This is a genomic window from Acinetobacter sp. NIPH 284, assembly GCF_000369425.1.
In the GTDB taxonomy this organism is placed as follows: domain Bacteria; phylum Pseudomonadota; class Gammaproteobacteria; order Pseudomonadales; family Moraxellaceae; genus Acinetobacter.
In genome coordinates, this window is sequence record NZ_KB850011.1 from 1,547,144 (window position 1) to 1,563,271 (window position 16,128).

General features: G+C 42.1%; 9 protein-coding genes. 5 read left to right on the plus strand and 4 right to left on the minus strand.

Features of this window, described 5'->3' with window-relative positions:
- Positions 1-358: 358 nt before the first annotated feature.
- From recD to F908_RS13255, 3 genes are all read right to left on the minus strand, one after another.
- Positions 359-2,110 carry an exodeoxyribonuclease V subunit alpha gene (recD, locus tag F908_RS13245; protein ID WP_212749360.1) on the minus strand — a complete coding sequence of 584 codons (1,752 nt, stop codon included), beginning with the start codon at positions 2,108-2,110 and terminating at the stop codon, positions 359-361.
- A gap of 99 nt (positions 2,111-2,209) precedes the next feature.
- Complete coding sequence (locus F908_RS13250) at positions 2,210-5,935, minus strand: UvrD-helicase domain-containing protein (RefSeq protein WP_005162850.1); 3,726 nt, start codon at positions 5,933-5,935, stop codon at positions 2,210-2,212.
- A 3-nt stretch (positions 5,936-5,938) separates the two neighbouring features.
- Positions 5,939-9,577, minus strand: coding sequence for an exodeoxyribonuclease V subunit gamma (locus F908_RS13255; protein ID WP_005162851.1), 3,639 nt, complete (start codon positions 9,575-9,577; stop codon positions 5,939-5,941).
- Positions 9,578-9,759: 182 nt separating this feature from the next.
- Here F908_RS13255 and F908_RS13260 point away from each other — a divergent pair, with 182 nt between their 5' ends.
- On the plus strand, positions 9,760-10,266 hold the full coding sequence (locus F908_RS13260) for a hypothetical protein (RefSeq protein ID WP_005162854.1): 507 nt from the start codon (positions 9,760-9,762) through the stop codon (positions 10,264-10,266).
- A gap of 28 nt (positions 10,267-10,294) precedes the next feature.
- Here F908_RS13260 and F908_RS13265 read toward each other — a convergent pair whose 3' ends face one another.
- Complete coding sequence (locus F908_RS13265; RefSeq protein WP_005162857.1) at positions 10,295-11,713, minus strand: polyphosphate:AMP phosphotransferase; 1,419 nt, start codon at positions 11,711-11,713, stop codon at positions 10,295-10,297.
- A 204-nt stretch (positions 11,714-11,917) separates the two neighbouring features.
- On the opposite strand from F908_RS13265, the gene F908_RS13270 reads away from it, so the two are divergent.
- From F908_RS13270 to F908_RS13285, 4 genes are all read left to right on the plus strand, one after another.
- On the plus strand, positions 11,918-12,625 hold the full coding sequence (locus F908_RS13270; protein ID WP_178882992.1) for a DUF8198 family protein: 708 nt from the start codon (positions 11,918-11,920) through the stop codon (positions 12,623-12,625).
- A 195-nt stretch (positions 12,626-12,820) separates the two neighbouring features.
- On the plus strand, positions 12,821-13,762 hold the full coding sequence (ubiE, locus tag F908_RS13275; RefSeq protein ID WP_004659241.1) for a bifunctional demethylmenaquinone methyltransferase/2-methoxy-6-polyprenyl-1,4-benzoquinol methylase UbiE: 942 nt from the start codon (positions 12,821-12,823) through the stop codon (positions 13,760-13,762).
- Between the two features lie 10 nt (positions 13,763-13,772).
- The gene (locus F908_RS13280; RefSeq protein WP_005162862.1) at positions 13,773-14,453 is read left to right on the plus strand and encodes a ubiquinone biosynthesis accessory factor UbiJ; all 681 of its coding nucleotides are present in this window, start codon (positions 13,773-13,775) and stop codon (positions 14,451-14,453) included.
- A gap of 12 nt (positions 14,454-14,465) precedes the next feature.
- Positions 14,466-16,085: an ABC1 kinase family protein gene (locus F908_RS13285; RefSeq protein ID WP_005162869.1), complete on the plus strand. Its 1,620-nt coding sequence runs from the start codon at positions 14,466-14,468 to the stop codon at positions 16,083-16,085.
- Positions 16,086-16,128: the final 43 nt, after the last annotated feature.

Here is a 16,128-nt window from a genome sequence, read left to right on the forward strand (position 1 = left end):
ATAGAAAAATTAATGTTTGCTTCACACAGTTAGAGGTAGAGATTCTTCATTAAAATCATTTTGATTAAAATAAATACAATAACTATCATGACATTAGTAAGATTAAAAATAAAAAAGCCTTGTAGTCTCTCCCAAAACTACAAGGCTTAGCGGCTGTAAGTTTCCTCTTTTATCACTTACCTCACTGTAAGTTCGCTGTCTCATTGACTTAATTATTATATTTTTGCGATTTACCTAGCTTTCCGTGCTAGGCTCTTTGTGTGTACATGATCTCAAAAACATTTATTTCACTCTAGCGACAATATCTCGAATCTTTGTAAGCTTTTACTTACAGAACAGTGAATTTTAAAGAATAATTTCACAATCCCTCTAAATTGATCTTTTGCACTAAACCACTTCGACGAATGGTTCTAATCATCAATGACTGTTGTAATGCCTTCGGATCAGCCAGAATACTCACTACTTTTTTAGCGCGAGTGACTGCGGTATAGATCAATTCCTGACTCAATAGTTTCTCGGCATGTGCATCCAAAACAATCGCGGTATGGGTAAATTCCGAACCTTGTGATTTATGAATGGTTAAAGCAAAAGCGGTTTGCATACTGCGTGGCAGTCGGTGCGCTGCAATCCATTTATTTAAGCTCGGGAAAAATACTTCAAATTGCTGCGCTTGAGTGCGATGTTTAAAACAAATGCCAATATCACCATTAGAAATCCCAAGCTGATAGTCATTATAGGTCATCATTACAGGACGTCCGATATACCAGTCTCCAACAGCGATTTGTTTCAATTGCTGATTGAGCCAATGCCCCGCATAACGATTCAGTTGCTCGATTCCCAACGGGCCATGTCGAACTGCCGTTAAGATTCGATAATCATCAAAGGCTTGAATCACGCTCTGAATCTGTTCGACAGGTTCATCTGCCTGTATATAATGTTTTAAAGCTTCAATATAAGCTTGAAATCCAGCCATTAGCTTCTGTTGATAAGGTTCAATCTCCACATCCTGCTGCTCGGGTAGATATTCCAACTGGATCAGGTCAGGCATATCTTTATTTAAAGAAATCGTTTGCAAAGGTGCAGCCTGAACAATTTCCGTCTCTAGTTTTGATAAAACTAAATCAGGGCTGCTGAGACCTTGCTGGGCCTGAATAAATCGTGCGAATTGACCAATCTTGGCTTCACCAGAGAAACGACGGCTAGTCTGTAGCTGGACTCGATTTTCAGTTAATGCCTGTACTTGCTGTAAATCAGCCAAAACCGAGCCGACCTCAACCGAAGCCAACTGATTAGCATCACCCAGCAAAATAAGTCGACATTGTTCTGGGACTGCCTCGAATAACAGGGTTGCCAAATTCAAATCCAGCATGGAGGCTTCATCCACCACAATCACATCATAGGGCAGAGGCTGTTTGGGATGAAAGCGTGGTATTTGTCGATTGCCCATACCCAGTAAACGGTGCAAGGTTTGCGTGGTTTGATTACGCAACTCATCGGTGATGAGTCCTGATTCCAATAATTTTGGATCATTCAATGAGTTCTGTAATGCTTCCTGCATACGTTGTGCAGCCTTGCCTGTAGGCGCTGCCATAGCAATACGAATATCGGGAATGGTCTGGTTGAGGGCTGCAATAATACGCGCCAAAGTATAGGTTTTCCCTGTCCCTGGCCCGCCTGTAATAATGCTCAGACCTTGTTGCAAAACCATTTTCAGTGCAGCCTGCTGATGTTCATCACTGAGTAAGTCTTGATACTGTTCGGCATCAACAGCCTGAATCGTTTGTCGCTTTAATCGACAAATCTGCTGTGCGAGGCGTTGCTCTAGGTGCCAATATCGGTATAATGCCAAGCCCTGCTGATCATAGACACAAGGGGCAGCCTGCGTGGTTGCGATTTCGCTGGAAACAGCCAAATCCGCCAATGCCGCAATCTGGCTTGGCTCAACCTCAATACAACTGTCACCTTGTAAGCTGGCTTCAACCAGTTGTTGTAGTACCTGTGCAGCGTTAACGGTTTGAGTAGATTGAGAAAATGGTGCTTGTGAGAGGTAGTTACTCCACATATTTAACCATGTCATTTGTGCTGACTGATCATCAACTTGTTTGTCCACAGAGTTATCCTCAAACTTACCCACACGCTTGTCCACAAGGTTATAAACAGAGTTATTCACAAGCTAAGATTTTGTTTAATTTAAAATCACGCACTTTATCTACACCATTTTCTCAGCTTTATCCTCAGCGAAATATCCAAGAATCGCATCTAAGCGTAAAATAAACTCATCCTCAGGTTTCCAATAGTAACAGCCTTGCTGCGCCTGCCCATTCATGCCGCGCAAATACAGATAAGATGCGCCGCCTAAATGCTGCTGTATATCATAATCCTGCAATTTCACCGACAGATAACGATGTAGTGCCACAAGATATAACGCTGCTTGTAACCAATAACTCGACAACGACATACTTTCTGCAATCTGAGGCTGCTGATAATCCAGTTGCTCCGCTCCCAGATAATTACTCTTATAATCGGCAATATGGTAACGCTGACCATCGAAGTAAACCAAGTCAATAGAGCCATTTAAGTAACGGGCAGATTTAGCCTCAAGTAACTCTGGCATTTCGATGCCATATTCCTCAAACAGCTGCTGTACACGCTGCATCGCCAACACTCGATCTGATAAAGCCAGATAGAAAGGACATTCAGACAAGTATTGTCCTGCAGCTAATTGCTTTAACTGAAAACCCTGATTGAGTGGCGTGTGTAATACCTCACCAAGCCAATCAGCAATCCATTGATACAGTTGTTGCTCGCTATTTTCTTGTTCAGGGAAATGCTGTTGATATTGAAATAGTAGCTCTGACCATAAACTTTGATAGGTATTTTTAAAACGACGGCGAATTTCTTCTACCCACATGTGGGGTTGCTGAAAATTAATCTGTTCAAAAATCTCATGCAGGAAATTTCCAGCCAGCGTTCCTCTCGGAAAGTGTTGTTTAATCCAGGCAATCGGCTGAGCTGTGGCTGTGTTTTTCGATTCTGTAAGATTCAGCTCATCTTCTGCTTGCTCAAAATCAGTGTTTATATTGGCCAAGCGATCAGCCCGAGTCGCTTTGTGCTTTAAATGTTGTGCCAGATAACTAAAACTGGTTTTCCCACGCGAATAAAAACGTTGTGTCGGCAGTGTTTGGGCCAACAGTATGCGCTGTTGTTGAGTTTGTTGCATCTGTAAGGCTTGTGGTCGTACTAAGATCAGCTCAGCATCGGCACTATAGGAATGTTGAAAGTGATCGCCCTGATTCTTCCAGAATGCCAATCCTGACAGTTTGTTCTTATCACCCTTTTCAGGTTCAAACACCGCATAGACCCGATGGCTGGCACGGGTCAACGCCACATACCACAAACGGTTCTGCTCAGCCTGCGCCCGTTGCTGGTGCTGATCCAGCTCATTCTGTTGCAGAAAGTTTTTATCCGCAATCGCCACCACACGCTGTGTTCGTGTTTGTCCTGTTTCTGGCAGCTGGATTTCTGTCGTTGAGAAATTTAAAGCCTCTTTTTTTGAGTCTGGTGCTGCTTTATTTGCTCCAAGCAAAAAGACGATTTTAAATTCCAGACCCTTGGACTGGTGGATGGTCATCAACTGCACCCCAGCTTCACTGGAAAGCTTATGTTCCAGTTCCCATTCACGGTCACTTGGAGAATTGAGTTGCTTTAAATACCAGTGATAGAGGTTTTGCATCCCTTGTACATGTTCACTGTGTTGACTCAGAATATCAGTGAGATGGCGCAGATTCACCACGGCACGTTCATTGTCCTTGCTTTGCGTTGCAACCAGTTGCTGCCAGATACCAAACTGGTTCAGGCAGCGTTGCCATGCCACCAAAAACCCCTGATTCAGCCACATTTCACGGATGTCATCGAATTGCTGAATATAATGGCTCAAGCCCTCTGGACTTTGTTCTAAGGCCAACAGTCGAGCAAGATCAAAGCCAAATAAACGGCTAAGTAAAGCCCGTTTGAGTTTGGCTTCATCATAGGGATGCAGCAAGGCCGTGAGTAAAGCACCTATATCCTGTGCAATCTTTGAATCAAACACACTGCGCTTTGAGGGCCGATTGACACGGATTCCCAAGTGTTCCAGTGCATACTGCACCTCGTCCAGTTGTGGGTGGGTACGCGAAAGAATAGCAATATCATCTTCATCAATCGCAGTCGGAACATCACCCTCTAAATACAATTGTTTTAAATACGATTGATTAAGTAAGTGCTGAATCTGCCACGCCACCTGTGTGGCCTGCTCATTGCCTTCGTGTAGTTGTACCCAACGTAAAGGTTGCGGATTAAATTGTGCATTGTCAATCAGGGCAGGATGTGGACGCGAACCCGCTTGAATCGGGTCATAGATCACCTGCTCGCCAAAATCCATTTGCCGCTGAAACAGCACATCCACCACTTCCACCAGCTCTTTCACCGAACGGTGGTTATGCACCAACTTATACTCACGCCCCTGTTTGGCCATAATATCCTGATAGGCATTCAGGAAGGTCAGCATATCGCCGCCACGAAAGCCATAAATCGCCTGTTTACGGTCACCGACCATAATCATGCAGCTTTTTTGGTAACGTTGCGGATGACGCCAGATACTGGCCAACATATCATCTTGATCTTGGTTGGTATCCTGAAACTCATCCACCAGAATCAATGGATAGCGTGACTGTACAAATACCGCGAAAGATTGTCCTTGCTCGCCCTTTAAGGCATCTGACAAGGTTTTAATCTGCTGGGCAAAGGTGGTTTCACCTTTTTGCTGCAACACTTGAGGCAAACGCTTTTTGACTTGCTGACAAAGATGAAACTGTAAATAGGTATTGAATTGATCTAAATCATTTTGAATTTTAAGTTTCATCTCCCAAATATCTTTTAATAACTGAATCAAAGGATGCTGGTAAAAACAGTCCTGAATGCTTTGATCACATTTATTAAAAATACTACTTCGAGCTTGTCCTTTGGAATCTAAAAATAAAACATCGACGTCTTTGAACGCCTTTTGATCAAAATAAATATCTATACCCTGCTCTTGAATTTGCTGAGCCAGCCGAACTAAGCCTGTTTGAAAAATGAAATGAAAACGATCTTTTGCAAAAGCCTTTTTATTAATAAATTTATAATATGCACCATCGAGTAGATAATAATCCTGTAACTCTTGTAAATATTGTGATGAACTTGCTGCGAACTGATGCAAGCATGATTCAAACCCAACTGTGCTAAACACAGGCAAATCTACTTGTTTCAAATGTGCTGAACTAAAATTTAAACTTTCTTCAACCACTTTAATATACTGATCTACGCTCTTTAGTTGCTGACTCATATATAAAAAATCAATCACTTGCTGTGGTTGGGTCTGAATCCATTCCCGTAACACATCATGAATCAATTGACGGGTGTAGCTTTTGGCATCCTCAGTAATTTCTGCGCGTTCAATTTTGCCACTTTCAAAGGCAAACTCACGCAATAGCTTTTGGCTAAAACTGTCCAAGGTTCCAACAAATAATTCATCCAATTGATCGATGACCAATTTTAGCCGTTCACAGGCATAGGCAATTCGTGGCGCAAAGTTTTGTAAGACCTGTTGTTTTAAGGGATCAGACTCTTGTAATGCCTTGGCCTGAATATCTTGTTCCAATACATCACGAAAAGGCTCTAAAAATTCAAGGATTTCGACCAAACGTAGACGGATACGCGTTTTCAGTTCTGCTGCTGCAGCACGGGTAAAGGTGGTGGCAATCACCTGATTAGGCAGATATTTCTCTAAGAAAATCCGCACCATCAAACTGGATAGCGTATAGGTTTTCCCTGTTCCTGCAGAGGCTTCGATTAAATGCAGCCCTTCAAATTGAATATCTCCAATCGGCTGATAAGACACTGGATACTTTGAGTTCATGTCTTACTCCACCCGTAAAAATTCAAAAATCGGTTGATACAACGCATAGGAATAATGATCACAGGCATACTGTAATAAAGCGGTTGCATCTTGCTCTTGCAAAATGAACTGCCAATCGCGGTGCAATTTACAGGCTTCATTCTGAGTCATATCAAAACCCGAGAAATCCCCCGTATCATTCCAGTCCTTCAATACTTGCTTTTGACTCTCTTCAGTTAAAACCTGAGTTGAATCCAGCTCAATCCACTCATATTGCTTGCCTTTTTCCAAAGGCTTTAACGCTAAGGCAGCAGGCAAGACCACAGGCTGCTGCTGTGCATCGTGCCAAAGCTGTAACCACGCATTTAAATAATGCTGCGCCTGTTGTGAACTTAGGCCTTCACAAATCACCGTCTGATCACTAAACACCACAATTCGGCGCTTCTCTGTAGCAGCGTCACTCTTGATTAGCGCCAGCCAAAGCAGATATTCCAGCCAGACTTTGGCAAAGCGTTTGGCACGTGCACTGGAAGCATCCAAACTGACCCAATCTTGAGTCAGTTGTTTCGGGGTCACACAGGCGATTTGTAATTGTTTCGAGACCCGCCAAACCCGTTGCGTGGTTTCAGTCGGCGCTGGGGCATACTGCTGCAAGCGCTCCAACAAGCGTTGCTGCTCTAAGCGACTTTGCTGCCAAGCACTGTGCTGAACTTTGCCAACAGGCAACTGATCTTGCAACAGACTCGGAGAGAGCTGATCATCCTGCTGCTGTAAAAAATGCCGAATGGCATATTTACCGAGACCATCGAGTAATAACGGTTCAGCTTGATCGACCAATTCTTTTGCGGTTAAATTTTCCACACCTAAGGTCTTTAAGTACAGCCGCGCAGGGAAACTGATATCTTGAATCCATTGCTGACTCTCCAAAATGATCATTTCATTTTGTTCAACGGGATAGACGGTATTGACCCATGCTTGCCGCTCACCTTTCATCTGCTGAATCTGTGAAGCGACCTTAAACCATTGGTCTTGAAAGCGCACAGGACGATCCGAGACAAAGCCGAGTGGATCAAAAGGCTGTAACCGATGTAAATGATACAGCGGATAAAGCTGTGTGGGGACCTGCAAAGCATCCAATCCAGCCAAATCCACTTCGGATAAAGGAGAACCATCTTCGCTGCTCGTCGGTTTTACAATCAAAGCCAAATGATCACGGAAGCCCTGCAACACACTGGATGGCTCTCTGACTTCGCCATCATTGAGATCAAAGCCATTATAAAACAGCCAAACCTGCTCTTGTGCCAATAAGATGGCATCCAAAAATGCCCCCTGATCATCCTCCAAACGAGAACGATCACCCAATTGCTGACGCAGTGCATCCATCAAGTCAAACGGAATATGACTGTCCCGATTTGGAAATTTACCCGTATCCAAATTCAACAGTACAATCAGCCGATAAGGAATCGGGCGAATTTGTCCAATCTGACTAAAGGTAATTTGTCCTGTCGGTTCAACTTGCGCAGACTGGCTTTCTAAAGTGCGTTGAATTTCCTCAATAATATAAGGCAAAGGCAAGGAAATTTGACGTAACTGGGTTTCGGTATCTTCATAATAGCTGGCCAAAGTCAGCATACGTTCTTGCTTCTGAATAATTTCACGGATTGCTTTTAAAGCAACCACATCGGCTTGCTCAAACTCCTGTACATCCGCCTTGATTCGCTGTAGCCAAAACTCGACCGGCAAACGTTGGCCTTGTTCATGTGCCACCAACCAATCTCGACGCGCTGCTAAATCTTGATAGATCTGAATCAGAATACCAATCAGTTCAAAATCACTTGGCTGCACCAAGGCATAACTGAGCATATCCTGCACTATCACATGGGCAGGCACAGCAATTCCTAAAGCCAAACGGTCCAAAGCAAATTTAAAACTATAACGGTAGTCTTGATCTTCGTCACTCAGACTTTGCTTTAAGTGTTGTTCGTCTAAACCACGTTTAAAACCAGCATCATTGAGCAAGGCTAAAATGCGTTGCACCTGCGTATAGTCCAATCCATAACACTGCTGCGTCGCGTAAAGATTAAGCCAATCCGCAAAATCATCCTGCGTAAAACGACCCTGTGTCAGTTGCAAACGTCCAAGTACAGCACGCCATGCGTTTAAGGCATCTAACTGCGCCACCCCTGCAATTTTAACAGGTAAAAATATCTCATGTTCATTGGCAACCGCTGGAAAGACACTGCGAATTAAAGGCTCAAGCTCGGCTAGATTCGGGGTCAAAACCAGCACATCACTTGGGCGACGCGGTGTCGTATCTACTTGAGATAACCAATACAGCAACTGTTCTTTTAAGACTTCCAACTGTCGCACACTTGAGTGGCAAACATGAATCTGAATTGACTCGTCCTCAGGCGCAAGTTCATATTGCTGAGGCTGAGGTTCAGCTAAATAGAAAATATCAGACTGAATTTTACCCAGTAGCGTTTCAGGAAACTGCTCCACAAAAGCATCGACCCACTTACCTTCATCTCCAGTTGCCAGTTGTGACAACAGTGAAAAGTGGTCACGTGCCTGCTTGCCCAAACGTGTCAGTAAGGGATGTCGTGATTCACGATTTAAGGCATTAAACCCCAGACTAAAACTGTCGAAGAATACGGCAATGTCTGCATCACTGGCATGGGGATGTTTGGCGATATAGCGCTCTTTCACCCCCAAGTCATAACGCTTCTTCCAGAGTGGATCGACACTGTCAGCCCAATATTCTTGTGATGGGTTATAGTGCAAAATTACCACATCTAGATATTGCCCCAAACGACGTAAAAATTGCAGTTGGCTCGGTGGTAAATCTAAAATCGTAAATACAATCACCTGACTTGGCAGTTGTGCCAAAGCTCGGGGTCGTGTCTGCTGATCGTCTAGAAGTTGCCAAAAATCAGCATCAATGCTTTGTATTTCAACAAAATCATCATGAAAGTAGTTTTGCCACAACCAACGCTGCCAAGCTTCTAATTGTTCGGTTTGTTGTAGGCTAAAGGCTGAAGTTTGTTGATCTGTTTGAGCAATCAATTGTTCGATATCTAAGGCTTTATTCTGTCCCCAACTCGATAGCCAATTCCCCACACAGGTACAATTGCTTTGGCAGCCGCGTTGACAATGACCGCGATAAATCATGTAGTTACTAAACAGCTGCGAAACTTGCTCCGCCACCCAATACAGCATACTTTGTTTTTTTATTTGTTTTTCAGTGCCTTGTTGCAGTTGATCGGCGCTGTCGTAAATCCGTTGCACAATTGAATATAAAGGGTGCTCATTCACAACAGTATTCTGTTCGGGTTGAATAAAAGGCTGTAAAGCTTGATGAATACGCCACTTTAAAATCAAACGCGGAATATTGGCTTTACGCACTTGTTCTTTATTTTCTAATACTTGCTGGTATGCATACCACTGAAAACCACGAATGCGTTGATGAAATTGATAGTTGGCAGTCATGCCTTGTTGTTCGGCAATTTTCTGCGTCAACCATTGTTCTTGTGCAGGACTGGGAACAATAAAATGCTGAGTTTGAAATACCTGAAATGGAGAAGAACTCGATTGGGTGATTGATGCCATCACACCTTGTAATAACACTTCAAGGCTTTGACTTTGAATAACATGAATACCCATCTACAAATATGACCTCATCAGGAATGCTTATTGTATTGCACGAAAACATACATATTTATCACTATACAACTTCATGTAACTATGTCACGTTAAACATACAAGGAAATAAATAAATTGTTTTGAAATTCACCACTCAATCCGATTGAATGTACTATCGAGGGATAGACTTTAGGTATAACTTTATGAAAATTGAAAAAATTCCTGATTCGATTGATCCAAACTTAAACTTGGAGCAAATTCGCGAAGAGTGTTTGGCACTAACCAAAAATCGTGCATATTGGTCTGCAGGTGCAGCGATTGTACCCATCCCATTTTTTGATGTGGTCGTTGATTTGGGCATGCTCACTCAAATTATTCCTTATATTAATACGCGTTTTGGTTTAGCACCTGAACATATCAGTGTCTATGATCCTGAAACCAAAAAAGTACATTGGGATGAGCTACGTAAACGTGGTTTTGAATTTTCAGGTTTGGTGGTGGCGCGCACAGCCATGAAAAAGTCTTTTAATGGTTTTTTCACGAAAATTGCCACCAAGCAAGTGACCAAGTTTATTCCTTTAGGCGGACAATTGGTTGCTGCAAGCCTCGGTTATTTTATGATGCGTAAAATTACTGAAGCACATATTCAAGATTGCTATAACCTTGCTAAACGCATTCAACAAAAAAGTCGTAGTACCATTGTGGCTTAATCATAATATTTGATAACGACAAGGCGGTTTAATCCGCCTTGAGTTGTTTTAAAATCGCCTTTAAAACTTCGATCCGTGCTGTATTTTTATCATCCGTAGCGATTACATACCAAGGCGCATAATCTGTGTTGGTTCGTTCGAACATGTCTGCAGCGGCTTTTAAATAATCGTCCCATTTATCACGATTACGCCAATCTTCTTCAGTAATCTTGAAACGCTTATGTGGAGTTTGTTCACGATCTTTAAATCGAACTTCTTGTTCATCTTTACTGATTGCAAGCCAAATTTTTACAATCACGGTTTGACTATCAACCAAATTTTCCTCAAACCGATTAATTTCATTATAAGCACGTTGCCATTCAACGACTGAAGCAAAACCTTCGATCCGCTCAACCAAAACACGACCATACCATGTACGATCAAAGATGGTAATTTTCCCGCCATCATTCAGCTTATTCCAAAAACGCCACAAATAAGGACGGCGTAATTCATAACGTTCAGGTGCAGCAATACTATGAATTTCATATTCACGTGGATCTAATTTTTTAACAATTCTTTTTATTGCTCCCCCTTTACCTGCGGCATCCATACCTTCAAAAGCAACAATCACTTTTCGTTCGTCGTAACATAATGCATCAGCTACTTTTTTGGTTAATTTGTTCAATTCTTCTTTGTAGTCATCTTTATCTAGGCTTTGTTTTGAAGGTTCTAACAGTGCTGTGGGAATCTGTGCTTGTTGCCATTTTTCGGTGACTTTAGTTTGATGGTCAGGCAACTCTTGCAATGTTTGCAATATGTATTGAGCAAAACATTGATCACGTAGAGCTTCGTCTTCACCGTCAATCACAAACCAATCATCAGTAAATCTTTGGCTTAAACCTTGTAACGTATCGTATTGTTTTTTATTGCGCCAATCTAAACCATGTAATTTATGCCAATGTTGTTCAGAAGCATCAATTTGGTCTAAGCGTTTTTGTAAAGACTTCCACGATAAATCAAACCAAACTTTGACCACATGCACATTATTATGTTGTAAATCATGTTCAAAAGAACGCATCTGTTCGATATAAGCATCAAACAATGTTTCATCCAATGGTTTTGACACATGCATGGCGGTTGAAAGCAAGTCACTGTACCAATTCCCAAACATCACCACGATCTGACCTTCGGCAGGAATAAAACGCGTATAAGACTGCCAAAAAGTTTGATAGGTCGTTAATAACCGTGGTGCATCTGCTTTAACTCTTAAATAGCGTGGATCTAACCATTCACGTAATTGCTTAACCGCCTCACCTTTCCCTGCTAATTCAATCCCACTTACTAAAATCAGAACACTTTTTGCATTTTTTTTATCTTGGCTATCTTTTAAGGCATATTGCGCTTCAATCAAATCTAAAGACAACGCATCTTCATCACGTAATTCAAATTTGGGTTGTTGTATACTCATATTCGGCTCTAAATGGCTCATTATTAAGAATAAGTATAATGAAATCTATTTCACTGCATGCAAAACCCTTGTACAGTTTCTGTAGAACTCAATCCGTGTATCAACATAATGACCGATTGTTAGACATTTAGAGTTTATGCTGTCATGGTTCTTCGTTATGATGCAGCCTATGATTTTCTGGTTTTATTTTATTTGAGTTCGAATATGTCAAAACTCGCTGCATTTGATCATCTTTTATTACAATACCAAACTCTGAATTACCACCAAAATCCAGCACTTAAGCAACGTCTGCATGAAGTACAAGCGTGGATGAAAGCACGCATCGCAGAAACCCATAAAGAATTTTTTGCTCTGCCTGAAAATCAACTGATGGCACAGTATTTTCTTAATCGCTTGTATGGCGGTCCTGATTTTGAGGCAATTGCACAGCAAATCGAACGCCTGTTGAAATATGCACATAAAGCAGAAAGCTTACTCCCTGAAAATGCAATTAAAACAGGAACAAAATCGGTCAGTCTTGCTGTACTTGCCACTCAACTCGATGAACAAGTCGCAGAACAACTACTCAAAGATTATCCTTTGGAAACACCACTCACTGATGAAATCATGCGCCAGACCTTAGTCAAACTCGATCAAGGCGATGTACGTTATGAACAATTACAATTACTTGACGAGCTTGGTCTCACATTAGATAAGTATATGCGCTCTACGATGATGTATGCGGCTTTTAAAATGTGTAAAGGCATTGCAACCAAATATCAATTTGAACCTATGTACGATTTTATCCAAGAAGGTTTTGCTGCAATGAAACCGATGAAGTCTGCTGCAACGTTTATCAAAACATTTACGGCAAAAGAACGTGAAATCATCGAAAAAGTCCACGCTGGTCACCCAAACCCATTTCGTGACTAAATTGAATTGATAGCCATCCCTCTTCGTATTCGGAGGGATTATTGAATTCCAAAACAAAAATTAAAAATGCTTTTGAGCGTGTGACTTTCTGTATATTATTCATAACAATGATATGCTAAACCCTGTAAAAAAATACAAAATCTGTCATCATGCTTGCTGATTCGTGCCACTAGAGCGAAAGTTTAGGAGAAAACAATGTCTAACGAAAACCAACAGCCCACCCCAGAAGTTGAGCAAAACCCAAGTTCAGACAAAGTCAGTCCTTTTCTCAGTTCTCCACTTCCTCAAGGAGCGCCTCAAGGTCAACAGCAATCGTTACAACAAGGTTCAACATCAACACCGAATACATCAGTACCAAAATATAATTTGCCACGTGGTGCCAACACGGGAAATGTTGGAGCAACCACTCACTTTGGCTATCAAACTGTAAGCAGTGATGATAAGGCACAAAAAGTTGCTGAAGTTTTTCATTCAGTCGCAAGTAAATACGACATTATGAATGACCTGATGTCATTCGGTATCCATCGTATTTGGAAACGTTTTGCGATTAATATGTCAGGTGTTCGCCGTGGTCAACATGTACTGGATATTGCTGGTGGTACAGGTGACTTAGCAAAAGTATTTAGCCGTGAAGTCGGTCCACAAGGTCATGTCGTACTCTCAGACATCAATGAATCCATGCTAAATGTAGGTCGTGATCGTCTGATTGATGCAGGCTGTACTAACGTTGATTTCGTACTTGCCAATGCTGAAACTTTAGAACCCTTTGCCGATAATAGTTTTGATTTAGTGACTATCAGTTTTGGTTTACGTAACGTGACGGATAAAGATGCCGCACTACAAGCCATGTATCGCGTACTTAAACCAGGTGGTCGTTTATTGGTTCTCGAATTCTCTAAACCTGTGTTCGAACCATTCTCTAAGCTTTACGATCTTTATTCATTCACTGCATTACCAATCATGGGTAAACTCGTTGCCAATGACTCTGAAAGCTATAAATACCTTGCAGAATCTATTCGTATGCATCCAGACCAACGTACCCTCAAAGGCATGATGGAAAATGCAGGCTTCCAAAGCTGTGACTACCATAACCTCACTGGTGGTATTGTTGCAGTTCACCGCGGATTCAAACTTTAAGGCTTAAGATATGTGGTCGATTTTAGCACTGGGTGCAGTCGAACGTATCATTCATCAGGTGATTGATCTGGATGCGATTACCCGTATTCAGCTCAATCAGCTACAAGGTCAATTATTGCGGGTTGTGATCGATCATCCACAGCTCTCGGTTGATGTTTTTTTTGATGAAAATAAAGTTCGTCTGGAACCTACCGTGACTGGACACAGTCAAACCCCATCAATATTTGAACAGCGTCCCTACGATGTCCAAAATAAAATTACAGATGCCACAGCCACCCTGCATGTCGCCAATGTGGTCGAATTAGTCAAACTCCTGCTCAGTGATATGGACCAGATTGGCAATATTCCCCTACAAGGCGATTACCATTTATTACAAGATATTCAAAGAATTATACAGCAAGCAGAGCCTGATCTCGCTGCGCATTTATCGCCTTGGATTGGTCCACAACTGGCACATGAATTGGGTAAGATTCGACTTGCACCCAAACAACTCAAGCGTTCATTACAAAGCCATTTGTTCTTTATTGAAGATACTTTAAAAGAAGATAGTGGTTTATTTGCACCACGTTGGCAAATGGATGATCTTCATCGCGAGACACGTCAACTCAATCAAGAATTAGATCGTTTAGAAGCAAGGTTGCAACAGTTACACGCTTCATTTAATCCAGCAAAACATTTCTCACAAGACTAGGTAAGATTTTATATGATTCCGCATGTTACACGGTTACTCGAACTCTGGCGTATTGCAGCACATTATCGCCTTGACACCTTGTTCCCTGCGGAAGAATTACCAGTAAAAGCCCGTCATGCCCTAAACATTATCAAAACCCATCCTGCGGCATGGTCAAGTCGAGAGAAAAAAAATCCACTCAAGCTTAAAGAAGCTTTAGAGGATATGGGTCCGTTAGCCATTAAACTTGGACAATTGCTCTCTACTCGCCGTGATTTGATTCCACCAGAAGTATTATCACAATTGGTGTTGTTACAAGACCGTGTCAAACCATATGACACCCAATTGGCAAAACAACGCATCCAAGAATCGCTCAAGGCTGATGTATCCACACTATTCTCTCGCTTTGATGAGCAACCCCTCGCTGCCGCATCGATTGCACAAGTTCATACTGCGGCTCTACATGATGGTCGTGAAGTGGTGGTAAAAGTCACCCGTCCTGATATTCGCAACCAGATTCTTCAGGACTTTGAAATTTTGGCATGGCTGGGTGACTGGCTGGAAAACCGTCTGGAAGCTGCCCGTGCGCTGCACCTGTCCGAGATCATTCAGGACTACCGTCAGATTATCCTCAATGAGCTTGACCTGAGTCTGGAAGCGGACAACACTCGCCGTATGCACCACTACTTTACAGGCTCCAGCATGATGTATGTGCCTGAAGTCTATATGGATAGTAAAGACGTGATGGTGGCGGAACGCATCACGGGTGTGCCAATTTCTGATATTGCGACCTTTGATCGTTTGGGTATGGACCGTGCGGACTTGGCAGAAAAAGGTTTGACCATTTTCTTTACCCAAGTGTTCCGTGACAACTTTTTCCATGCCGACATGCACCCCGGCAATGTGTTTGTTGAAACCATTAACCCAAGTAATCCGCGTTTTATTGCTCTAGATTGCGCCATCATGGGTGAACTGTCCAAACATGACCAAATGACAGTTGCCCGTATGTTGCTTGCAGTAATGAATAGCAACTTTATGCAACTGATTCAGATCGTACATCAAGCAGGTTGGATTCCACCAGGCACAGATCAAGATGCCTTGTCACGTGAAATACGCCGCACTGTTGGTCCAATGGTATCAAAACCGATGGATCAATTGGATTTCGCAGGAATTTTGATTCAGGTGATGGATATTGCACGTCGTTTCCATTTGGAAATTCCGCCGCAATTGATGCTATTACTCAAAACATTGGTACACGTAGAAGGCTTAGGCACAGATCTTTACCCACAACTCGATATTTGGAAACTGGCAAAGCCGATTCTGACCGAATGGGTCAAAGCCAATATGAATCCTGTTAAAAATATCAAGGAAATTGGACAACAGATTCCAGATCTATTATTAGGCGCTCAAGATTTACCAACATTATTAATTGATAGTTTAAATGGTTTAAAAAATCAATCGGCTTGGCAAGATAAGCAACTCCGTGAAATTCAGCAAATGCGCTTACAAATGCAACAACAGCAACGCCGTAGTTGGATGTTTGGTAGCACTATGCTGATTATGCTCACCATTGCGATTATTAGTCCTTGGTTTGTCTCCATCATTTTAATCGTATTAAGTGCACTGATTGCAGTTTGGCGAATTATGAAATAAGTTCAAAAATCCCTTGCTCTGACAAGGGATTTTTTATAACGTA

Coding starts and splice junctions, on each gene's coding strand:
- F908_RS13250 (WP_005162850.1), bottom strand. CDS start 5,935: ATGAACTCAAAGTATCCAGTGTCTTATCAGCCGATTGGAGATATTCAA.
- F908_RS13255 (WP_005162851.1), bottom strand. CDS start 9,577: ATGGGTATTCATGTTATTCAAAGTCAAAGCCTTGAAGTGTTATTACAA.
- F908_RS13260 (WP_005162854.1), top strand. CDS start 9,760: ATGAAAATTGAAAAAATTCCTGATTCGATTGATCCAAACTTAAACTTG.
- F908_RS13265 (WP_005162857.1), bottom strand. CDS start 11,713: ATGAGTATACAACAACCCAAATTTGAATTACGTGATGAAGATGCGTTG.
- F908_RS13270 (WP_178882992.1), top strand. CDS start 11,918: ATGTCAAAACTCGCTGCATTTGATCATCTTTTATTACAATACCAAACT.
- ubiE (WP_004659241.1), top strand. CDS start 12,821: ATGTCTAACGAAAACCAACAGCCCACCCCAGAAGTTGAGCAAAACCCA.
- F908_RS13280 (WP_005162862.1), top strand. CDS start 13,773: ATGTGGTCGATTTTAGCACTGGGTGCAGTCGAACGTATCATTCATCAG.
- F908_RS13285 (WP_005162869.1), top strand. CDS start 14,466: ATGATTCCGCATGTTACACGGTTACTCGAACTCTGGCGTATTGCAGCA.